The following is a 23,258-nucleotide window of genomic DNA, read 5'->3' as shown; positions in this document are numbered from 1 at the left end:
TGCGCCTTGTTCAATTGCTACCATAACGCCGGGATAATACGAAGCCGCCGTTCTGGCTTACCCGCTTCTCATCCCGTATGCCGTCAGGGCCGCCCCTTCGGATATGCGCCCTTCGCGCAGATCCTCCTCGATAGCATGCCGCGGCCGCTCCTTCGGGTCACCGAAGCCGCCGCTGCCAGAACATTCGTAGCGAACGACATCGCCCTTCTTGAGCGCATATGTTCCCTTCGAGTGCATAGCGACCGGCCTGTCCGCACCGGGATTGAGGATGCTCCTTCCCACGTTGCCGTTGGTACCGCCGTGAAGACCGTAGGAGCCGTTCTTGTGCCTGTCGCTGAGATTGGACACCTCGGCGGATTCCGCCAAGATGCGCACTTCCTTGTAGAGACCAAGGCCGCCGCGGTATCTGCCTGCCCCCCCGCTGTCGCATAGAATCCCAAGGGATTCTACGATGATTGGATACGCGTTCTCCTGGATTTCGACCGGAATGTTCTCAAGGGAGAACACCGGTGACAACGCGCTTGTGCCGTCGGCGCTGGCGCGCGCGCCAACGCCTCCCACGAGATAATCGTAGAACACAAAGCGCTGGCCGGTGCGGGGATCGATTCCATTGATGATGGGATTCGCCCATTGCCCGCTACCAGCCGTAACCCGCTCGGGAGCCACCTGCGCCAGCGCGCCAAAGATCAACTCGGGTATGCGCTGGTTGAGCATGGCGCGGCCGCCGGCTGCAGCTGGAGCGGACGGGTTGAAGAAGTTTCCATCCGGAGCAACCACGGTGACGGGACGCGTCTGGCCCTGATTCTGAGGGATTTCGTTGCGCGTGGTAAGGGCCTTTGTCGCCCAGTAGCAATAGGCGCGCGTGAAGTTGAGTGGGCTGTTGATTGCGGAAGCAGTCTGCGGATCAGATCCGGAAAAATCGAAAACGATCTCCGATCCCCGGACTCTGACCGTCACCGCTAGCTTCACGGGCTCGGTGCCCGGACCGACATCGTCGAGCCAGTCTTCGTAGGTATAGTCCCCATCGGGAATTTCGCTTAGCGAATCCCTCACCGCTTTTTCGGATTGGTCGAGTATTCGGTTGGCCACGGCCGTAAAGCGTTCCACGCCATAGGTGGCGAAAAGTGACGAGAGCGCCTGCCCACCGGAATGGAGCGCATTGCGAAGCGCCTTCAGATCGCCGATCACCTTAGTGGGAACACGAACGTTCGCCTCGATGATGCGGGTGATCTCGCCCACTGGTACACCGGCATCGTAGAACTTGACCGGCGGGAAGCAGATGCCTTCCTGAAAACGCTCGGTGACCCCCTCGACCGCCTGGCTGCCAGCCTTGATGCCACCGACGTCGACCATATGAGCAGAGGCAACGACGAAACCTACGATATTGAGCTCCAGGAAAACCGGACTCATGCAGTAAAAGTCCGGAAGATGACCCGACCCCATGTAGAGATCGTTCATGATAATGATGTCGCCCGACTTTAAAGTTTCCCTCGGATAGCTCTTCAGCATGTTCCCGATTGCGAAGGGCATCGCGCCTAAATGTCCAGGGCTGAGATCTGCCTGACTCAACATTCGCCCTGCTGCATCGAAAACGGCAATGGAGAAGTCCCCGCCCTCGCGCACCGCTTCTGAATAGGCGGTGCGACGGACCGTCACGCCCATCTCCTCGGCGATCGAGACCAGTCGGCCCCAGATTACCGAAACTGTCAAAGCGTCGATCTCACTCATTGCGCAGCCTTCCCGATTTCGATGATTATGGCGCCGTGCTCGTCGATCCGACCGACGTCGCCGGGTAGTAGCACGGTCGTCGTGTCGCGCTCCTCGATGACGCAGGGTCCAATAGCGCGATCCTCGGCGCCCATGGCGTAACGGTCATAGACATCAATTTGCGTTTCGCCGGTCTCGCCGAAATATGCTCTGCGCTGCCGCTTCAGTGCCGGGCGGCCTTCCGCCCGCTCCATGCTCAGCTTTTCATCCAGATTGGGCTCCATGCTCTCCAACGCGATTCGCCATGTCGTCGCTTCGAGCGGCAGATTTTCCGCATAGCCGTAGACGTTGCTGTAAAGCGCGCCGAAGGCGTCGCGCAATTTCGTGCCGAGCCCCTCATCCCACACCGGTGGAAGCTCGATCTCCAATTCGTATCCCTGGCCAATATAGCGCAAGCCGACAATATGGCGGGCAAGCAACCGCGGGTCGGCTGGGTCGCGCCCCATTGTCGAGGCGGCTTGCCGACGCAGGTCACTAAAGATCTGTCGCGCTGTCGCCACAATGCAGTCGCCGTCGACGAGAACCTTGCTTGTACGCGCCAGCTCGGTTTTCTCGAGAGAGGACAAAAGCCCCAGCGCCGACCCCACGCCCGCGCCCGCCGGCACAATCATCTGCTTTACGCCGAGTCCGCGTGCCAGGCGGGCAGCATGCACCGGTCCCGCGCCGCCGAAGCAGATCATTGCATAGTCGCGCGGGTCCAGTCCCTTGTCGATCGAGATGAGGCGGGTCGCCCGCTCCATGTTGAGGCAAACGAGCTGATGAACGCCCCAGGCGGCCTGTACTGCGTCAAGGCCCAGCCTGCCGCCGAGCGCCGCCAGCGCTTCGACCGCGGCGTCGCGATCAAGGCGCATCTTGCCGCCCGCGAAGCTCGACGCATCCAGATAGCCCAACACCAACGCGGCGTCGGTGACGGTCGGCTCCTTGCCGCCCCGCGCGTAGCAAACGGGTCCGGGCTCGGAGCCCGCGCTGCGAGGGCCGACCTGAAGGGCGCCTGCTGTCACCTGAGCGATGCTGCCGCCTCCGGAGCCGATTTCGATCAGGTCGACGGCGAGCGTGTCGAGCGGAAGTCCGCTGCCGTTGCGCATTTCGAGCCGGTCGATCTCGAAGCTGCGACTGATCGTCGGGCGCCCGTTTGTGACGATCGAAGCCTTCGCTGTCGTGCCGCCCATGTCGAACGAGATGACATTGTCGAAACCGGAAAGATTGCTGCGGCGTGCCGCCATAATGACCCCCGCCGTGGGGCCGGATTCGATGCTGCGGACCGGAAGGGCCGCAGCCCTTTCGCTTGAGGTCAGTCCGCCGCTCGACTGCAGGATCCAAAGCGGAGCCGAGACACCGCGCGCCCGAAAAGCTGCTTCTATCCTGGACAGATAGTCGCGAAAAATTGGGGCGAGATAGGCGTTCGTCACTGCGGTGTTGAAGCGAGCATACTCTTTTGCCATCTGCGATACTTCGCTGGACAGCGTGACGTCTATTTCGGGCGCCTCTCGTGCGAATACTTCCTTGACCCGTTCTTCATGGAGGGGGTTGGCATATGAATGAAGAAAGCCCACCGCCACGGCCCGCGCTCCCGCCGCACGAATTTGGGAAACGACCCGGCTCGTCTCCTCTGGGTCGAGGGGACGCAGTATCTCGCCCGAGGCCATCATACGCTCGTTGATTTCCCAAGTGCGCGAGCGAGGCACGAGTGGCTCTGGCTTTCGCATCCGTGTATCGTATATGCTGTACCGGACGGCCTTCTGGATCTGGAGGACGTCACCGAAGCCCTTCGTGGTCACGAATGCCACCGGCGCGCCCAGCCTTTCGATCACCACGTTGGAGCCGAGCGTGGTCGCATGCCGGATTTCGCGGACGAGGCTGGGAGATATCCCGGCAAGTGCGAGCAGCTCCGACACTCCCTCGACAAAACCCTCAACGGGGTCGCGTGGAGTGGTCAATCTTTTATGGGTCACGACGAGACCATCGTCATCGATGAGCGCCAGGTCCGTGAACGTTCCGCCGATGTCAATTGCGATCCGCTTTGCAGACCTTCGTTCCTTAGCCGTAGTTTCGGTCATGGCCCTTCCTACTGACCGTCTCTCGGACGGCCTACTTCAATCTTATCCCTCTAGCTCAGGACGTCGGCACGAGTTCGCTGCCGAAATCATCAATGAACCGGGTATAGACCTTTCCCGCGAGAAATTCGGGATGCGACAGGCAGGACAACAGGAAATCGCGGTTGGTCATGATGCCGGCCACCTGCAGCGTTTCTAGCGTACCCCGCATGCGGGCCACCGCGGTGGCACGATCAGGCCCATGCGCGACGAATTTTGCGATCAACGGATCATAGAATGGAGTGACCACGTCGCCCTGGCGATACCCAGTATCAACGCGCACCCCTTCCCCGTCGGCTGCAAAACTGAAGACATCGAGTTTGCCCGGCGAAGGAAGAAATCGCTTGGCTGGATTTTCGGCGTAAAGGCGGCATTCGATCGCCGCGCCGTCGCGACAGGGAACGACCTTCTCCTGCCCGCTATCCTGCGCCGCTAACCGCAATTGCATCGCCACGAGGTCGAGACCCGTCACCATCTCCGTTACTGGGTGTTCCACCTGGATGCGAGTGTTCATCTCGAGAAAGTAGAACCGGCAATTCTCCTCATCGACGATGAACTCAACGGTCCCCGCGCCGGCATATTTGGTTTCAGCGCACATTCTCAGCGAGGCCTCGTACATGGCTTGGAGCATTTGCGCCGGAAGACCGGGCGCGGGGGTCTCCTCCACGACCTTCTGGAAACGGCGCTGCAAGGAGCAATCGCGCTCGAACAGATGAACGGCCGCCCCGTCGCCAAAGCCGAACACCTGGACTTCCACGTGGCGCGCGCGCCCCAGATAACGCTCAAGATAAACCGTACCATCTCCGAACGTGTTGTGGGCGGCATCCTGAACCATCGCCGCCTGGGCGACTAGCTGATCAGGTCGATCGATCCTGCGCATGCCGATGCCTCCGCCGCCCGCAGAAGCCTTGACGAGCAGCGGAAAGCCGACTTTAGAGGCGGCCTCATCGATCCCGACCAGATCGCCATGTGGAAAGCGCCTGCTGCCCGGCACGATCGGAACGCCTGCCCGCAATGCTGCTTCGCGCGCGGACTGCTTATCTCCCATGAGCCTTATAGTATCGGGCGAAGGCCCCACCCAAAGCAATCCCGCCTCGATCACTGCCGCTGCGAATTGCGCGCTCTCCGAAAGGAATCCATATCCCGGATGAACTGCGCTGGCCCCAGACGTCCGGGCCGCCTCAATTAGCTTGTCGATTCGCAGATAGCTCTGCCGCGCCGGCGGCTCGCCGAGGCTGACGGACTGGTCGGCCATTTGCACGTGCAGGGCGGCCGCGTCCGCATGGGAATGGACCGCCACGGTTTGCCATCCCAGGGACCGCGCGCTGGCAATGACGCGGCAGGCGATCTCGCCCCGATTGGCGATCAGGAGCTTGTGCATCGTCACACGTCCAACACAACGACTGCATCACCGTCGCTAACCTGATCGCCTTCCTTGACCAATATCTCTAATACGCGTCCGGATTCATTCGCCACGACTGGTATCTCCATCTTCATCGCCTCGATGATCATGAGAGTGTCGCCTTCGGTGACGCGGCCTCCGATCTCGACGAGGATCTTCCAAATCGAACCCGCCATTTCGCTTTCAACAGTGAATTTTGACATGACCCCGGTGCCTCAAATCTGAGTGAGTACCACTTAGGCGCTACCGGCGGCACACACCGTCGGCCATGAAGAAACGCAACGCCGCCACTGGACCCCAGTCCCATCTTGATGTAGTAGTATCAACAACAACTACTCTATTGCAAGAGGCGAATCGGAGAATGGCGAGTACCCACAGCCCCAAAGAGCAGATCGAAGAGGCGTTGCTGGAATTAGAGCAGCGCAAGGCGAAAGCCCAGGCGATGGGCAGCGTGGGAAAGTTGGCGGCCCGCAAGGAGGCCGGCCATCTCAATGCGCGCGAGCGACTTGCCTACCTGCTTGATCCGGACAGTTTCTTCGAAGTCGGCGAGCTTGCCACGTCCTATCGCTCCGAGATGAGGGACCGCACTCCCGCCGACGGCAAGGTCGCCGGTTTCGGCAAAATCCGGGGCCGCCAGACAGGCGTCGTCGCGAACGACTTCACTGTGCTGGGAGCCTCGTCGAGCGTGATCAACGGCAAGAAGATCAAATACGTGAAGGACATGGCGGCAAAACGCGGCTTTCCGCTCGTCATGCTGGGAGAATCCTCGGGCGCCCGCATGCCCGATCGGATGGGGGCTGCGGGCCGCGCCATTCTGGGCCAGGACCCCACCGAATACAGGCGCGAGCGCGAAATGCCTCTGGTCTCGGCTTTGCTCGGCGATTGCTACGGATCATCGACCTGGTATGGCTGCATGTCCGACTTCGTCGTAATGCGGAAGGGAGCGACGATGGCAGTGGCGAGCAGCCGCGTCACTTCCGTCGCGATCAACCAACCCGTCGATCCTGAGGAACTGGGCGGCTGGAGGCTTCATACCGAAAAGACGGGACTGGTGGACTACGCTACCGAAACCGACCAGGAGGCGCTCGAGCTGTTGAAGAGCTTCCTAAGCTATCTTCCGCAGAGCGCCAAGGATGTGCCTCCAGAGACCGACGTGCCAGAAGGCTCGGACGAGGTCGCGGCTTCGATTCTCGATCACTTCCCCCACTCGAACACGCAGGTCTACGATTCGCGGAAGATCATCAACTGCATCGTCGACCTGGGTAGCTCCTTCGAGCTCAAGCCTCGCTTTGGCAAATCCATCGTCACCACGCTCGCGAGACTGGATGGACGAAGCGTAGGAATCATCGCCAACAACCCCCTCCATCGCGGCGGCGCGATCGACGTCGACGCGATGCGGAAGGCGACCAGTTTCCTGGTTCTATGTGACTCCTTCAACATTCCCCTGATCTTCTTGGTGGACCAGCCCGGGTTCCTGATCGGGATTGAAGGCGAGAAGCGATGGGCCCCGGGCCGCATCATGAACTGGATGAATGCGCTGTCGCAGGTTTCCATGCCGCGCATTGCCCTAACCATCCGCAAGAATTTCGGCCAAGCCTATCTCAACATGGGAGGAGGTCGCCATTCCGAGCTCGCTGCCGCATGGCCAACCGCAAATTTCGGTTTCATGGACCCGAAGACCGGCGTCAATATCCTGCATGGTCTGAAGCGCGAGGATGACCCGGAACGTTTCGACGGACTGGTGGACCAGATCTCGCAGGACAGCTCGGCGTTCGCCCTCGCCGGCCTGTTTGAGGCGCAGGCGGCGATCCATCCCGCCGAAACGCGACGCTTCCTGGCCGCCGCGCTCGGCATTCTGAGCGGGGCCGGCAGACGGATCGGCGCTCATCATCTGGCAAACTGGCCGACGAGTTTTTGATGCTGCACGATCGTTTGACCAAGGGCCACACTCCGGACGACCGCGCCGATGTTGCGCTCGACCTCGCCTGGAACGCCGGACAATCTGCGTGCGACGAATACCAGGCGAAGGCTTTACTTCGACGGATTGGCATACCTACTCCCAAGGGGATAAGACTGTCAGCCAGCCAGAGTGCAAAGGGGGCGCTCGGCGGTCTTGAGTCTCCTTTCGCGCTCAAGGCACTCTCCGACAACCCCATCCACAAGAGCGACATAGGCGCGATCTGTCTCAGCCTCCCCAGCGAGGAGGCGGTCGATGATGCCCGCGCCGAGATCGCGGCCCGCATGGCCGACGCCGGGCAGACGCTGTCCGGTTTCCTCGTCGAGGAGATGGCGGACTCCGGGCTCGAGCTGATCATCGGCGGTATCCATGACCCGAAGCTCGGGCCGATGATCATGATCGGAGCCGGAGGTATCTTCACCGAAGTACTCAATGACACGATTTTCGGGCTATGCCCTATCAGCAGTTTCGACGCTATCGAGATGATCGAAAGCCTCAAGATTCTTCCAATCCTGAAAGGCGCACGCGGCCGCGCTCCGGTCGATTTGACGGCGCTGGAGAGTGCGCTGCTGGCGCTCGGAGGAGAGACGGGCCTGTTTTGGCAAAGAGCCGACCGCATTGCCGAGTTCGACATCAATCCCGTTATCGTCAACGCTAAGGGCGTGACCGCGGTGGATGCCCGCTTCGTTTTGAAAGCTTCGACATGAGCACTGAACCTGATGTCGCCCTCGCATCCATCATCGATTGCTTTCGGCCGTTATTCGCACCCGAAAGCATCGCCGTCGCCGGAGCGTCAACCCAGGGTACATCCGCCGGCAACCGCTTCATTAGGTCTTTGAAGACAGCAGGCTACGGCGGTCGGATCTACGCCGTTCATCCCAACGCAGAAGTGATCGACGGAATTCCAGCATTCGGCAGGATCGCCGACATTCCCGGCGTGGTCGACTACGCTTATCTCACGGTCCCAGCAGAGAGAGTTGAGAGCATCCTAGCCGCTACGGGCGGGAAGCTTCGTTTCGCGCAGGTCATGGCGACCAATGAAGATGGCTCGAGCGAAGCATGGGAGAAGACGCTGCTTACGCTCGCCCGCGAGATGGGTACCAGATTGATCGGCCCCAATTGCATGGGGAGTCATTCTCCACGCGGCGGTTATACCTTCGTAGAAGGCGCCTCACTCAGCCGGGGGCGCATCGGCATCGCATGCCAAAGCGGCGGCCTTGGTATGGACATTCTGCTGCGCGGACAGAATCTCGGCTTAAGCTACAGTGGGTTGGTCACGCTTGGCAATTCGATCGATGTCGAGCCGTCGGATCTGTTCGAATACTATCTCGCCGACCCGGGCACTGAGGTCATCGGCATGTATGTGGAGGACATCAAGGATGGCCGCCGATTCCTCGATCTCGCCCGGCGGAATCGGGGAAGCAAGCCGGTCGTGCTGATGGTCGGAGGACTTTCGAAAGCGGGCCAGAAGGCGGCGGTTTCTCACACCGGCGCGATGGGAGGGGGCCGACAGGCTTGGGAAGCGTTGGCTCGTCAGACCGGGGCCATACTCGCACCGAACCTCGATGCCTTTCTCGACGCACTTCAGGTCTGCTCGTTGCTTCGCCCGAAGTTGGAGGCGGACGAGCCGACCGTGACGCTGCTAGGCAACGGAGGGGGCACCAGCGTCCTGGCGACGGACGCTCTCGATGCAGCCGGCTTCAAGCTGGCCGAGTTGCAGTCTCAAGCTCGTGAAGCTTATGCGGAGATCGACATGCCGCCCGGCGCCAGCCTGAAAAACCCGATGGATGTTCCAGCAAGTGTGCTGAAGGAAGAGGAAGGCAGGTTGATCGCCCGATTGCTGGAAGTGGACCGACGGTTCACTTCTCCCTACGCGACGCTAGTGCACCTCAACCTGCCGGTGCTCATGGCATACAGGCATGTGAAAGATCTGCTGCCCAATCTCGTCCAGTCCATGCTCTCCCGCGTTCCCAAAAACGATAAGAGCCCGCACACGCTTCTGATCCTCAGGTCTGATCGGAGCGATGAAGCTGACGATTGGCGTCGTCGAATGCGGACTGTTGCCCTTCAGCATCGGATACCCACGTTCGACGAGTTGCCACAAGCGATCATGGCATTGCAAGCATATCGAAAGTACGAGCGGTTTTTGGCAACCAGATCGAGCGGCTAAATGCGGAGACTTTAAGCAGGCTTCGGCTTCCGCCAGCTGTTTGTTCGACGACGAACTCTTCACAGTGCATTCATTGTTACCGTGCAGCGCGGCGAAGCTACCGCCGGTTAGACACTTATTTTAGTAGTTGCTAATGATGCTACTACATGCGAACTTTGCAGGAAATGCCGTGGAACATTGAAACCGGCCAATCACCTACCAGGAAGCGCCATGAAACCCGAGTCTCATTCGCCCCTTCCCCCGACTCTGCCGGCCCCCGACTTCGGCGTGACTGATCGTCGTCAGGTCCTGAAGGCGCTGGCCGGCGTTACCTCCGCACTCGTCGCCGGAGTGGGCCTGGGCGAAGCCGCCTCGGCTCAAGAAACAAAGACCGTCGTTGCTCTTGTTCAGCCTGACGTCGCGACGCTTGCCGGCTATATGACCAGCGCGGTCGCCACCTGTCTGGTGTCGACCAAAATTTATGATGGTCTACTGGAATATGATTTTGGTCTGAAGCCGGTACCGTCCCTGGCGGAATCGTGGGAGATTTCCCGCGACGGTCTGACTGTAACTTTTAAACTGCGGAAGGGTGTGACCTTCCATGACGGAAAGTCGTTCACCTCCGCCGATGTGCAATTTTCGATCATGGAGGTGTTAAAGAAGAACCATCCACGTGGCTCGATCAACTTCAAGGAAGTCACGGCGGTCGACGCGCCGGACGACCTGACTGCTGTTTTCAAGTTGGCGAAGCCGGCCCCCTATATGCTCATGGCACTGTCCGGGTACGAGGCACCGATGGTGCCGAAGCATTTGTTCGTAGGAACGGATATCCGCTCAAACCAGCAAGCCAACGCACCCGTCGGCACCGGTCCGTTCAAGTTCAGAGAGTGGCGCCGCGGGCAGTTCGTAAGGCTCGACAAGAATGAAAAATATTGGCAGCCGGGTCTTCCGAAGGTCGACCGCGTAGTCTTTCGCTACATTCCGGATGCGGGCACGCGCACCGCGGCGTTGGAGAGCGGCGAGGTTCAGGTCGGTGGTTTCGGCGCTGTCTACTATTCAGACGTGCGGTACTTAAAGAAGTTGCCCAACATCGCAGTGACTGAAAAGGGCTACGAGATGATCTCGCCGATCGTTGAGGCCCATTTCAACACGAAGCGCGCGCCGTTTGATCAAGTAAAGGTAAGGCAAGCGATTTCCTATGCGCTCGATCGCCAGTTTATCATCGACAACATCTGGTTCGGGTTTGGAAAGGTGGCGACGGGACCAATGAGTTCGAATTTCGCGGTCTCTGGCCTCTACACCAGTGATGTTCACAATTACAACGTTCCGGATCGGATCGAGATCGCAAAAAAACTGCTAGACGAAGCAGGCTTTCCTTCGAACAAGGACGGCGTCCGTTTTCAGATGACGATCGACCCAACGCCGTATGGGGAGGAATGGCGACGATTCGGAGAGTACGTGATCGAAGCTCTGCGTGCGATCGGTATCCAGGCCAAGATGCGCTACGAGGACGTGCCGACCTGGTTGAAGCGGACCTACACTGATTACGACTTCGACTTGATGCTGTCGTGGGTGTCGAACCTTGCGGATCCGGTTATCGGCATGCACCGCGAGTATCATTCCAACTCGATAAAGCCGGGCGCGGTTTTCGTGAATGCGACTCGCTGGTCGACTCCCGAAACCGATGCGCTGATGGATCACGCCGCGAACGAGCCGGACCCGGCTAAGCGTGGCGAACTTTACCATCAGTTTCAAAAGCTGGTGGTCGAGGCTGCACCGACCGTCTGGATTATGGAGCTTGCATTCAGCACCGTGACAACCAAAGGTATCAAGGATGCTGTGGTTAGCCCCCTCGGACTATACGGCAACTTCGCCAAGCTCGGAATCGGCTGAGGCGAAGGCTGGCGAAGTCACGATCACGGCGGCCTCGCTGGACTTTGGCAACCAACCGCAGCGGAATTTCGTTCAGTGACCGTCACGGCCAGTGCGCCGGAGGCTCGCAGCAATGATTGGACCGCTTTGGCGCGGATCCTCGAGAAAGCTCGTTCATGATACGATTCATCACGCGCAGACTGGCGCAGGCCCTACCGACCGTCCTCCTGATCTTCGCGCTCAGCTTCTTCCTGCTCAAGCTCGCCCCGGGCGACATGGCAGCCGTGATGGCGGGGGAATCGGGCGGGGGCAGCGCCGAATATGTTCAGAATCTTCGCGAGCAGTATGGCCTCGAACGGCCGATGATCCTTCAGCTGTTCAGCTACTTAAAGAACGTCGCAACGCTGAATCTTGGCTACTCGTACCGCCAGAACATGCCTGTCTTCGATCTTATTATGTCTAGACTGGGTCCAACCGCCCTCCTGATGTTGACTAGTTTCGCCGTCTCTATTCTGGCCGGGGTTGCCCTCGGCATCGCGGCGGCGCGTAACGTCAACCGCCCAGTTGACCGCGTCATCTCGGTGATTTCCACGCTGGGTTATGCGACTCCGCTTTTCTGGGTGGGTCTGATGCTCATCCTGCTCTTTTCGATCACCTTTCGGCAGCTTCCGACGAGCGGCATGGAAAACGTCGCGGCCTTCAATGAGGGCTTCGCGCGGGTCAAGGACATCGCCTGGCATCTTGTGCTGCCGGTGGTGTCGCTGTCACTCTTTTACACCGCCGTCTACACCCGGTTGATGCGCGCTTCGCTACTGGAGCAGTCTAAGATGAACTACGTGGTGACGGCCGAAGCTAAGGGACTTGCGCCTCGCAAGGTGATGTACGGCCATGTGTTGCGTAACGCGCTTTTGCCCATCCTGACTATGGCGGGCGTTCAGATCGGCAGCATGCTAGGAGGCTCGATCATCATCGAATCTGTCTTCGGTTGGCCCGGGATGGGCCTGCTGGCCTACGAGGCGCTTTTCGCGCGCGACTTGAACCTTCTTATGGGCATATTGATCGTCTCCTCCGTGATGGTCATTCTCATCAATATCGCTGTCGACGTCCTCTATGCCGTTGTTGATCCGCGCATCCAGCTAAACTAGGCATTGCAAATGAGCTCGACGGCCGAACGTTTCTTCAGTAACAGGACGGCGGCGACCGCGACAATCGTCATCGGACTGATCGTGCTCGTCGCCCTGGTGGGACCGTTCCTATATCCCAACGATCCTTCTGCCGTCGTGGCTAAACCGTTCGAACTTCCATTCGGCGCTTATCCGCTAGGAACGGATGTCCTCGGGCGGGATGTCGCGGCGGGTCTTATCTACGGTGCTCGAACTTCGCTCACCGTCGCGCTGGTAGCCAGTCTCGCGGCGTTGCTGGCGGGCACGCTCATCGGCGCAACCGCAGGCTACTACGGCGGATTGCTGGGCGATATGCTGATGCGCTGTACCGAATTTTTTCAGACGATTCCGACCTTTCTTTTCGCCGTAGTCATCGTTGCGGTCTTGACGCCTTCGATGACGTCCATCGCGGTCGGCGTCGCCGCGGTTTCCTGGCCCCCGGTGGCAAGGCTCGTCCGCGCTGAGTTTCTGTCCATGCGACAAAGGGAATTCGTGCACGCCGCGGAATGCCTTGGAGCGCCGGATCACCAGATCCTGTTCCAGCACATATTGCCCAACTGCCTTGCGCCGATAATTGTCATGGGGTCTCTCACGGTGGCGCAGGCGATCCTGCTTGAATCTGCTCTCTCGTTTCTCGGCCTGAGCGATGGGAGTACCTTTAGCTGGGGATACATGATCGGTGCGGGACGCACTTTCCTGCGCTCCGAATGGTGGCTCTGCGCTATTCCGGGTATGGCCATCCTCGTCACGGTCCTATGCATCAACATCATCGGCGAGGCGCTGAACGATGCTCTCAACCCTCTCCTTAAGGATTGATCGCATGGAGGAGCCCCTCCTCGATGTCCAGAATTTGGCGATTACGTTGCCGAGCGACGCCGACCGGCGCCATGCCGTCAGCGATCTCAATTTCACGCTGCGCCGCGGTGAGACGTTGTGCGTCATTGGCGAGTCGGGATCGGGTAAGTCGCTGACTGGACGGGCGATCCTGCAGCTATTGCCAAAGCCGCATGTCCGTTTGTCGCAAGGCCGGATCCTGTTCGAGGGGACGGATCTGGTCCAACTCGGCGAGGCTGGCATGCGCAAAATCAGGGGGAACAGTATCTCCATGATTTTCCAGGAGCCGATGACGGCGCTCAACCCGGTGCTTAGCATCGGCCGTCAGATCGATGAGGTGCTCATTGCGCACACGTCCCTGAGCAGGACTGAGCGCGGGAGGCGCATGCGCGAGATTCTCGCCGAGACCAACCTCGTCGATCCGGATCGCATTCTTCGCTCCTATCCACATCAGCTTTCGGGCGGGCAGCGACAGAGAGCGATGATCGCCATGGCGCTGATCCTCGAGCCGAAGCTTATCATTGCGGACGAACCCACCACCGCGCTCGATGTGACAACTCAAGCGCAGATCTTGCGCTTAATGAAGCAGATTCAGGAGCGGCATCGAGCCGGTCTCCTTTTCATCACTCACGATTTCGGCGTGGTCGCCGAGATCGCCGACCGGGTGATCGTCATGGAGCGCGGCCGGGCCGTGGAGAGTGGGCCTGCCAAGGAGGTTTTGCATGCTCCCAGCCATCCCTACACGAAGAGCCTCATGGCCGCGGTCCCCTCGCTGACGCCCAGAATCCGGGACGGCCAGACGGCCCTCGAGCCCACCACTCTTCTAGCGGTCGACAGCCTTTCGAAGGCCTACCTGCTTCCCGGAGGCCGTTCCATAAAGGCCGTTGACAACGTCTCGCTACGGCTCGGCGTGGGTGAAACACTGGGTATCGTCGGCGAGTCCGGATCGGGCAAATCGTCGCTGGCGCGTCTGCTTCTGCGATTGTCCGAACCGGACGAGGGCAGCATCCGGCTCGACGACGTAGATCTGCTGGCACTCAACCGGTCGCAGTTGAGAGACAAACGGCATCTCTTCCAGGTTGTCTTTCAGGACCCCTACGGCTCGCTCAACCCTCGCTGGAATGTTGGGCGGATCATCGGCGAGGGGCTGAGGTTGCGCAAGGAGCCCGAGCGAAAGGTCCAAGAGAAATCCGAGGCCATAATCGAACTGGTCGGCCTCGACCGCAGAGCGCTTTCGAGGTTTCCCCACGAATTCTCCGGCGGGCAGCGACAACGAATCGCCATCGCGCGCGCCCTCATTATGGATCCTAAGCTGCTAATCGCAGATGAGGCCGTTTCGGCCCTGGACGTATCCATTCAAGCGCAGATTCTCAAACTTCTCGACAACATCAAGCGACGGCTGAACCTCTCGATGATTTTTATCACGCACGACCTGCGGGTGGCCGCAAATATTTGCGACACCGTCATGGTCATGCAATCTGGGCGGGTCGTTGAGGCCGGACCGGTCGAAATCATCTTCAGGGCGCCCCAGCAGGAATATACGCAGAACCTCTTCGCGGCCGTTCCAGGCCGCCTGGAGACGGATTGACCCCGACGTTCAAGCAGGTGCAGGCGCGCTTCTGCGGGAGTTTCGGCAAGAAACATCTTTGCAGGATGTTCATCACTTGGCACTAGACGACGCCAAATGCGTGAACGCGTCTCGTCACTATGAACCGCGACGACGGACGGCACAAGCTGACGATACCGCGCCCGTCAGGCCAACTTGTCAGCGCGTGGACGTCGCGATCGTGAACGGGCGATCGTCGTTGGTCGCTACGCTATCATAGCCTCAGCCCTGTATCCGGCATCTAGGCAACGCTATCCTGCGTCGTTTGCCGATACTACAGAAGAAGCCCTCTTAGCCTTGTAGGCAGCTTTCCGGGGCATGTCTGCTGACCGAAGTGAGCCTACAGTGGGTAAGGCCTGTCGTAGAAGCGGCTCAGTAACGGATGACAATCGAACGAACCTGCTCTCGGTAAACAACCTTCGAATAGCTGCATCAAACGCTTTGGCTGCACTCGACAGCGGCTTGTCGGATGACCACACGATCCACCGGTCACGTTCGATCGTCGGTTCACAAATGGGAACAACGGAGAACTCCCCAGATTTCATCCCGCAGAAAGCGCTTGCAGGCATGATGGAGAACCAGCCTGGCTGGCGTAGAACTCCAAAGATCAGACTAGCATCATCGACCTCAAGAGCCGGCGAGAGTTCCAGGCCGGCTCGGGCGAAATCATCTTCAAAGCGGCGGCGCAATACTGGACTCAACACGAGACGCCGCTTCATCAGCTCAGCAGCCGAAATGGCCTCCATCCCGCTAATTCCTGAGTCGCTGGCACTTACACAGAGCAAGCGTTCCGAGCCCAGGTACGCGTGCGGAAGCCGCTCATGCTTCCTGATTTTGCTCACAACGGCAATGTCGATTCGGCCTTGCGCCACACCGTCGAGCAATTCCTCGTTGAAACTCTGGCGGCTGGTGATACAGCAGTTGGGAAACAATCCTACGACTTCGTTCAGCGCCGTGGGTATGAAGCTGTATCCGCCAGACGGCAAAGAGCCAACAGCGAGCTTAGTCGGAACCTCGATATCCTTGCTGCGTAAGACCTCCGACGCTGCAGCCACGTGATCCAGAATCTGCAAACATATCTCGTAGAGACCGCGCGCCTTCTGGCTGACAACAACTCCGCGTGCGCTGCGGTCGAACAGGACAACGCCGAACTCGTCTTCAAGTTTGCGCAATGACATGCTTACAGCTGGCTGCACGACGTTCAAACGTCGCGCAGCACCTGTTACGCTGCCTTCTTCGACCACAGCTACGAAGCATTTTATCTGACGGAGATCCAAATTATGCTCCTAGGTCGCGTTGACGAGCGGTACTAAGCCTGCTTCAGGCAACGAGCGCCAATACTCTTGACCTGCAGGTTGGACAGGATGCCTCGCCGCCCTCGGCGTGGTCGATTGTATCGCTTATGACCTTGCGCTTCGAATGTCAGCCAAGGCTCCATTCAAAGCCTTCATTGTTAAACGTTGCATCTCAGCGATCTCGTCTTCGCTGATGATGAGCGGGGGCGAGAACGCAATGCGGTTAGCTGGAGTTGTCCGAAGGATGATACCACTCGCCTCCGCATGCCTGTCGATGATCTCGTTGATGCGCGCTTGCGGCGGAAAGCTCTTGCGCGTTTCCTTACTCTCTACGATCTCAATCCCTCCGAGAAGGCCTACGCCCGACCCTTCGCCGACTAGCGGATGATCCGACAGCGATTTAAGCATCGCGAGGAACGGCGCCTCCAGGGACTTCACCCGCGAGACGATATCAATCTCGTCATAGATCTTGAGCACTTCGAGAGCCACTGCGGAAGCCACGGGATGGCCGGCGTAGGTAAAGCCATGTATGAAAGCTCCGATTCGGGCGCTTTCCCCTACCATAACGTCAAATACGCGCTGATTGATCAGGAGCGCCGAGATCGGCAGCATCGCGGCAGATAGGCCCTTTGCGCATGTGATCATGTCCGGTTTTAGACCGCAGGTCTGACTGCCCCACATGTTGCCTGTCCGACCAAAGCCGCAGATGACTTCATCCGCCACGAAGAGGATGTCATACTTGCGTAGCAGCGCCTGCACTTTCTCGAAATAACCTTTAGGCGGTGGCAGCGCACCGGCGTTGCCCTGGACCGGATCGGCAAAGAAAGCGGCAATCGTATCCGGCCCTTCGCGCAGGATTGTCGCCTCCAAGCTGTCCGCCAGACGCTGCGAGAAGGCCTCCTCAGTCTCTCCCGGCTCCCCGGTACGATAAAAATTGAGGCCATCGACATGGATGAAACCATCGAATGGCAAACCAAAACTGCGGTGATAACTAGTATTGCCGGTCATCGAGATCGCGACACAGGTTGAGCCGTGATAGCTGCCCATGCGCGTGATGATCTTGCGCTTATCAGGCTTGCCGACGCCGTGCCAGTAGTACCACGCCATCTTGACGGCGGTGTCATTGGCTTCAGAGCCCGAGCACTGCAGGAGAACCTTCGACATAGGAACCGGCGCGATCTTGAGCAGCTTTTCGGAGAGCTCGATTGCTGGACCATGCGAGTAACCGCGGAAAATCTGGAAATAGGGCAATTGGTGCATGGCATCATAGGCCACTTTGGCTACGCGCTCATTCTTGAACCCCAGGGCAGCGCACCAGAGCGCGGCGCCACTGTCCAAGAACCGCTTGCCCTTTTCATCGTAGACATAAATGCCTTCACCGTGGGTGATGATGCTTGGCCCCACGGTCAGGTGCTTCTGCAGGTTCGTTTGAGGATGAACGACCGAAGCGATGTCGCGTTCATGGAGGGCTTTGAAATGCCGATTCACCTGATCTCTCCAAGAGCATTTATGGCGAGTCCATTTCTAGCTCGTGAGACCGGGGAACGTGAAATGGTCATTGAGAACCGAGACGTCGCCGTTGGCGATGGCTGGCGACGGCCTCCTTACAGCGAAGTAAGATTACTCGCCTCGATCAAATGATCCAGGACCGCGCGTTGCGCGGGTGCAAGATTCTTGAGTGCACGCACGCAGACATGGTGTTCGCGAAGGGCCCAAGCGTCGGCAATGGGTATGACAAGGAGCCCCAATTGTGGTGCAAAGAACTGCGCGGCACCTTCCGAGACGACCCCGATGGCCAAGCCGTAGCTGACGATCTTGCAAACGGTGTCGTAGCCATCCGCAAATATTCGAACCGTCAGATATTCATTAAAGGCGGCAGCCGCTCGCGCGAGGAGCGTCATGAGGGCCCCTTCCGTCGCCTGCCCTACCACCTCATGCTTCAGGATCTGCTCCATCGACACCGTATCGCAAGCCGCCAGGGGGTGACTGCGGTGTGCCACGAGAACAAGACGATCTCGATAGATCGGTCGGTGCCACAACTCAATCGGAGGAACGTCACCAACGTAGATGCCGATGTCGGCTGCGTTTTGCCAGACCGCGCGCACCACCGCGGGATTTGTTCTTTCGGTCAGAACGATTTCCACCGCGGGGTAGGCTTCGTAAAACCGCGGCAGAATGCGAGGTACGAATTCGGCGAGCGTTGCTTCGTTGGCGCTGACGACGACACGGCCACTCAACCCTTCACGTGTAGCGCTAAGATCGGCTTCCAGCCCGCGTGCTTCGTGCAGCATACTGCGCGCGCGGCGCAGCACTATCATGCCCACGCTGGTCAGACCGACACCGCGCCGGTGACGTTGCAGGAGAGGCGCGCCGATCTCCTCTTCGAGCAGCTTGATGCGCTTGCTAAGAGCCGAGGCCGCGATCCCACTTTGCTGTGCGGCAGCGGCGATGCTCTCACTCTCGACTACCGCAACAAACAGTCGGGCCGTGACCAAGTCAAAGTGAGACAGTTGTCGGCTCATCCGCACTCCACCTACTCTGATGCGGCGGCGATTGCCAACTTTCAGCGTCCCTCGAAAACCGGCTTCCGTTTTTCCTTCAAGGCGGCCAGTCCTTCATCCCTGTCACGACTGGTCTTGATGAGAGCAACATCGCGGCTTACGGCGGCAGCTTGTTCCGCCGGGCCGATGGGAAGGATCGATCTGTTTACGAAGGACTTGAAGATATCCAGTACCATCGGTGCGGCATTGCTCATCCGGTCGGCCCAGTTCAAAGCAACGCTTACATGTTCGCCGTGCGAAGTCACCTGATTGACGAAACCGACCTCGTAGGCGCGGTGAGCACTCAGCTTCTGTCCCATCAACATGACCTCCATCGCGATCTTATGAGGAATTCGCGCTGCCAGCCCCGCGATCATACCGCCGGTAAACCCACGATAAGCCTCGGGATAGTAGAACTGCGTCGTTTCCGAAGCAATGACGATGTCTGACATCATCGCAATTACCATCGCGCCCCCCACACACCATCCGGAAGGTGCCACTATCAACGGCTTGGATATCTCGAAGCCAATCCCCGGAATGCAGCGCCAGAATTCGGGCAAGTCATTTACGTCGGCCCCGGAGCAGAATGAGTCGCCTTTGCCGGCCAAGACAGCAACGCGCTGATCGGATGCCTCGAATTCGCTAAATGCTTGCTGCATGTCAAATGCCGTCGCCCTGTCGATGGCGTTGAGCCGGTCTGGGCGGTTGAGCGAAATCAGTGTGGTCTTGCCATGAGTCTCAATGCTTAATGCCATCGGTTTCTCCCGAAGAGATGTGCGGCGATTTCTGTCGTTCAGGCTTCGAGTGACTGCTCGACGATGAGGCGCTTTACGGTATAGGACTCGATGCCTTCCACGCCGCCTTCGCGCCCATAGCCGCTGTCTTTGATGCCACCGAACGGAGTCTCGGCAAACGAGACCGTCATGCCGTTCACCGCGACCATTCCAGCATCGATCCGGCGCGACAATTCTGCGGACCTCTTTATCGACTTGGTGAAAGCATAGGCTGCCAATCCGAAAGGCAGACGATTAGCCTCCGCTACCGCCGAATCCAACGTGTTGAATCGGTTAATCAGCGCGATCGGGCCGAATGGTTCAGTGTTCATGACATCCGCAGACAAGGGGACGTCGGTCAACACCGTAGGCGAAAAAAAGGAGCCACGATTGTGTAGCCGCTTGCCGCCGATCGCGACGCGCGCGCCCTTTGCTGCCGCATCCGAAACGAGAGTCTCCATAGCAGCGATACGACGCTCGTTCAGCAGAGGTCCCATTTCCGTCGCTGGATCGAATCCGTCGCCAACTCTAATGTTCGCTGCGACCTCGCAGAAGCGCGCCACAAACACGTCGCTGACCGATTCCTGCACGAGAAAGCGCGTCGGCGCCGTACAAACCTGTCCGGCGTTGCGGAATTTTCCCTTGACTGACATCGTTACCACTTCGTCGATATCGACGTCGTCGCAGATGATAACGGGTGAATGCCCACCCAGCTCCATAGTCGATGTCTTCATATTCCGCGCTGCGAGACCGGCCAAATGCTTGCCCACCGGCACCGACCCCGTGAATGTCAGTTTTCGAATGACCTGCGACTCCAGAAGATGAGATGAGATCTGAGCTGGGTCGCCGAAGATCAAGTTTATAGCTCCATCGGGCACGCCTGCCTCTACAAATGCCCTAACAATCTCGACTGCCGCGCCAGGAACCTGCTCGGAAGCCTTGAGAATAACGGAACATCCTGCCGCAAGTGCGCCCGCGAGCTTGCGCGTTGGGGAGATTGCGGGAAAGTTCCAGGGCGAGAAGGCAGCCACTGGCCCTACGGGCTCTTGGATCGTATAGAGCCGTATGCTCTCCTCGGACGGCACGGTGCGTCCGTAGGTCCGCCGACCTTCTTGTGCGCCCCAGTCAACAATTTCCGCAGCCTTGAAGACCTCACCCTTGGCTTCCGCAAACGGCTTGCCCTGCTCCAAAGTCAGGATCTCGGCAATGCGGGCGGCTCTTTCGCGAATCAGCGAAGCTGTCTTTTGCAAGATGGCGCAGCGCCTCGCCGGAGCGATGCTTCGCCAGATCTCGAACCCACGCTCCGTCGAGGAGAGCGCCTCGTTCAAATCGGCGATTGTAGCAAGCGGCAGGTGACCGATGACTTCGTGGGTCGCCGGATTTTGTATCTCAGCGGTTTTTCCTTCCGAACCGCCGCGCCATTTGCCGTCGATGAAGAGTTCAAGGTCTGTATATTTCTGATTTGGCATGGGTGCTTCTTTTCACGATTTTCCGTAGATCCATCGGGTCAAAGAGTTGTAAAGCGCGGCGGTTCGAAGGCCGTGACCGGTGGCGGATCTGCGACCGGCCCGGAAATCTCGACTAAGCATGTCTGGGCCGAACAACCCTGCGAAAGTCCCGAAGAGCCGGTGTCGAGTGTCAGGACATTTGGATTCCCATGTTTCTCGAGATCGTCATCCGGATCGGGGTCGTACCAAGCTCCGGTAGCCAGTCGGACTACTCCGCGCATGATCACATCGGATACGTGAGCGCCCGCCAGGCAGCGACCGCGCTCATTATGGATCATCACGACATCGCCGTGGCGAATGCCCCGCTCGCGGGCATCATCTGGATGAATGAACACCGCTTCACGGTCCGCAATTTTTCCCCTGCGGCTCCAATCCGAGTGATCGAGCTGGCTGTGTAGACGCCGGACCGGCTGGTCGCTGAGTAAATGTAGCGGATAACTTTTCGCCTTTTCACTGCCAAGCCATTCCGGCGGTTCCTGCCAGCGGACGTGCCCTGTGCAATCAGGCAAGCCAAGCAAATCGATCTTGCTGGAATAAAGCTCAATGAGACCCGATGGCGTGGCTAGGGGATTAGCCTCAGGATCGCGCCGAAACTCCTCTAGCATCGAGCGCTGGACCTCTTCGCGTGGGACCTCGAACAGCCCCTGTTCCCAGAAGCTATTAAAGGATGGCGCCTCCACTCCAGCTCTGCCCCACTTCGTACGCGCGTCTTCGTAGAGCGTCTTCAGCCATTCCTCGACGTTACGGTCCTCGGTAAAAGCTTGCTGCGTGCCAAGTCGCTCGGCCAACCGAGAGAAGATCTCATAATCGTCGCGCGCCTCGCCGTTTGGCTCGACGATCTGCCGCATGGCGACCAGGTAGCCCTCCCGATTGGCGAAGGAGATGTCGTTGCGTTCCAAAGTCGTAGTAACAGGAAGAACAATATCGGCTCGCTTTGCCGTTGCCGTCCAGACCTGCTCGTGAACTACGATCGTTTCAGGTCTTTCCCAAGCCGAACGAAGGCGGTTCAAGTCTTGGTGGTGATGAAAAGGATTCCCGCCGGCCCAATAAATAAATCGAATATTTGGGTAAGTGTACTCCATGCCGTCGTAGGTGAACTTGGTGCCGGGGTTCAGCAGCAAATCGGCGATCCGCGCGACGGGAATGAATTCGCGTACGGGATTTGCTCCCTGCGGCAGCGTTGGTCCCGCCAGACTACGCTCGGGGCTGCCAATGCTGTTAGTCATGCCATAGCCTACTCCAAAGCCGCCACCAGGCAGCCCGATTTGTCCCAGCATTGAAGCGACCAGTATTACCCCCCAGTAAGGCTGCTCACCAAAAACCGCACGCTGGAGCGACCAAGCGACATTCATCATCGTGCGCTGCGCTTGCATCTGACGTGCAAGCAGGCGAATTCTTTCGCCTGGCACGCCGCAGATGTTGCTGGCCCACTCCGGCGTCTTCGGCGTCCCGTCCTGGCCTCCGATCAGATATTCGCGCACGATCTCGTAGCCGGTTGTGCATCGTTTGAGAAACGAGCGGTCCGCAAGCCCTTCCGTCTCGAGCACATAGGCTAGCGCAAGCATGAGCGCGACATCGGTGTTAGGTCGAAGTGGAATCCATTCGACATCCACGCCGTCGATGACGAGGTTGTCACGAACCGGGCTGATGTTGACGAATTTGCATCCAGCTGCGGCCATTGCCGCTATGCCTTCTTTCACGCGATGCCGCGCCGCGCCACCCGAGCTGACCTGTGCATTTTTGATTGGCAGACCGCCGAACGCGACGAAAAGGCGGGTATGATCCCGCAAAATGGGCCATGTCGTATGGCAGAATTCCAATTCCGACATAGGAGCCAAGACATGGCGCATAAACACCTGGACCGCGCCTATACTGTAGGAGTCCCGATGTCTGACATAGCCTCCGATGGTATTTAGAAAGCGGTGAATCTGGCTCTGCGCATGATGAAACCGACCTGCACTCGACCAACCATATGAGCCACCAAATATCGATGCGTTGCCGTGGGTCCGACGCACTCTTTCCAGCTCTTGTGCGATCAGATCAAGCGCCTCATTCCATTCCACTTCCACGAATGGCTCGCGGCCTCTTCCTTCGGTTCTGGCACCTGGTCCTTCACGCAGCCAACTTTCTCGAACAGCCGGCCGGACAACGCGACAACGATGCTGCGATGCGGTCAGAAAATGCAGACCGATCTCGGACGGATCAGGGTCTCTATGATAACCCTTCAGGACCGGTCGACCAGCGGCCTCCTCGACCTCGTAGATGCCCCAGTGAGATGAGGTGTACCGTTTGCCCATCG

17 protein-coding genes are annotated in these 23,258 nt (G+C 58.9%); 7 read left to right on the top strand and 10 right to left on the bottom strand.

Translation table 11 applies throughout. The features are described from left to right. Positions 1–57: 57 nt before the first annotated feature. From BI327_RS35925 to BI327_RS35910, 4 genes are read right to left on the bottom strand one after another with little or no spacing between them, the layout of a single operon-like run. Positions 58–1,728 carry a hydantoinase B/oxoprolinase family protein gene (locus BI327_RS35925; protein ID WP_076866079.1) on the bottom strand — a complete coding sequence of 557 codons (1,671 nt, stop codon included), beginning with the start codon at positions 1,726–1,728 and terminating at the stop codon, positions 58–60. Beyond that, positions 1,725–3,824, bottom strand: coding sequence for a hydantoinase/oxoprolinase family protein (locus tag BI327_RS35920; protein ID WP_076866078.1), 2,100 nt, complete (start codon positions 3,822–3,824; stop codon positions 1,725–1,727). Before BI327_RS35920 ends, BI327_RS35925 begins: the two co-directional genes overlap by 4 nt. A 55-nt stretch (positions 3,825–3,879) precedes the next feature. Further along, positions 3,880–5,241 (bottom strand): acetyl-CoA carboxylase biotin carboxylase subunit, encoded by a 1,362-nt coding sequence (locus tag BI327_RS35915; protein WP_076866077.1) that lies wholly within the window; start codon positions 5,239–5,241, stop codon positions 3,880–3,882. Positions 5,242–5,243: 2 nt separating this feature from the next. Continuing rightward, on the bottom strand, positions 5,244–5,465 hold the full coding sequence (locus tag BI327_RS35910; RefSeq protein ID WP_076866076.1) for a biotin/lipoyl-binding carrier protein: 222 nt from the start codon (positions 5,463–5,465) through the stop codon (positions 5,244–5,246). Between the two features lie 158 nt (positions 5,466–5,623). Between BI327_RS35910 and BI327_RS35905 the strand changes: the two genes are divergently transcribed. The 7 genes from BI327_RS35905 (at position 5,624) to BI327_RS35875 (ending at position 14,825) form a co-directional block, all read left to right on the top strand. Continuing rightward, positions 5,624–7,180, top strand: a complete 1,557-nt coding sequence (locus tag BI327_RS35905) for an acyl-CoA carboxylase subunit beta (protein ID WP_076866075.1) — start codon at positions 5,624–5,626, stop codon at positions 7,178–7,180. Continuing rightward, positions 7,180–7,926, top strand: coding sequence for an acetate--CoA ligase family protein (locus BI327_RS35900; protein ID WP_076866074.1), 747 nt, complete (start codon positions 7,180–7,182; stop codon positions 7,924–7,926). The genes BI327_RS35905 and BI327_RS35900 overlap by 1 nt, the downstream gene beginning before the upstream one ends. Further along, entirely contained in the window at positions 7,923–9,389 is a 1,467-nt protein-coding gene (locus tag BI327_RS35895) for a CoA-binding protein (protein WP_076866073.1), read from the top strand. Before BI327_RS35900 ends, BI327_RS35895 begins: the two co-directional genes overlap by 4 nt. Positions 9,390–9,599: 210 nt before the next feature. Further along, entirely contained in the window at positions 9,600–11,261 is a 1,662-nt protein-coding gene (locus BI327_RS35890) for an ABC transporter substrate-binding protein (protein ID WP_083742351.1), read from the top strand. A 155-nt stretch (positions 11,262–11,416) separates the two neighbouring features. After that, positions 11,417–12,385, top strand: a complete 969-nt coding sequence (locus BI327_RS35885; RefSeq protein WP_076866072.1) for an ABC transporter permease — start codon at positions 11,417–11,419, stop codon at positions 12,383–12,385. 9 nt (positions 12,386–12,394) lie between these two features. After that, positions 12,395–13,219, top strand: coding sequence for an ABC transporter permease (locus BI327_RS35880; RefSeq protein WP_076866071.1), 825 nt, complete (start codon positions 12,395–12,397; stop codon positions 13,217–13,219). Between the two features lie 4 nt (positions 13,220–13,223). Beyond that, positions 13,224–14,825, top strand: coding sequence for an ABC transporter ATP-binding protein (locus BI327_RS35875; RefSeq protein WP_076866070.1), 1,602 nt, complete (start codon positions 13,224–13,226; stop codon positions 14,823–14,825). A gap of 269 nt (positions 14,826–15,094) precedes the next feature. Here BI327_RS35875 and BI327_RS35870 read toward each other — a convergent pair whose 3' ends face one another. The 6 genes from BI327_RS35870 to BI327_RS35845 all read right to left on the bottom strand — a co-directional run bounded on the left by BI327_RS35870 (position 15,095) and on the right by BI327_RS35845 (position 23,256). Next, a complete protein-coding gene (locus tag BI327_RS35870) occupies positions 15,095–16,120 on the bottom strand; it encodes a LysR family transcriptional regulator (RefSeq protein WP_076866069.1) in 1,026 nt (341 codons plus the stop codon). 123 nt (positions 16,121–16,243) lie between these two features. After that, entirely contained in the window at positions 16,244–17,626 is a 1,383-nt protein-coding gene (locus tag BI327_RS35865; protein ID WP_076866068.1) for an aminotransferase, read from the bottom strand. 116 nt (positions 17,627–17,742) lie between these two features. Further along, the gene (locus BI327_RS35860) at positions 17,743–18,660 is read right to left on the bottom strand and encodes a LysR family transcriptional regulator (protein ID WP_076866067.1); all 918 of its coding nucleotides are present in this window, start codon (positions 18,658–18,660) and stop codon (positions 17,743–17,745) included. A gap of 41 nt (positions 18,661–18,701) precedes the next feature. Then, positions 18,702–19,433, bottom strand: coding sequence for an enoyl-CoA hydratase/isomerase family protein (locus BI327_RS35855; RefSeq protein WP_076866066.1), 732 nt, complete (start codon positions 19,431–19,433; stop codon positions 18,702–18,704). 38 nt (positions 19,434–19,471) lie between these two features. Beyond that, a complete protein-coding gene (locus BI327_RS35850) occupies positions 19,472–20,920 on the bottom strand; it encodes an NAD-dependent succinate-semialdehyde dehydrogenase (protein WP_076866065.1) in 1,449 nt (482 codons plus the stop codon). A 38-nt stretch (positions 20,921–20,958) separates the two neighbouring features. Further along, entirely contained in the window at positions 20,959–23,256 is a 2,298-nt protein-coding gene (locus BI327_RS35845; RefSeq protein WP_076866128.1) for a molybdopterin-dependent oxidoreductase, read from the bottom strand. Between the last annotated feature and the right edge of the window lie 2 nt (positions 23,257–23,258).

It is taken from the genome of Bradyrhizobium mercantei (assembly GCF_001982635.1).
Lineage (GTDB): Bacteria > Pseudomonadota > Alphaproteobacteria > Rhizobiales > Xanthobacteraceae > Bradyrhizobium > Bradyrhizobium mercantei.
Note: the sequence above shows the minus strand (reverse complement) of the source record. Positions and strands in the feature narration are given on the sequence as shown.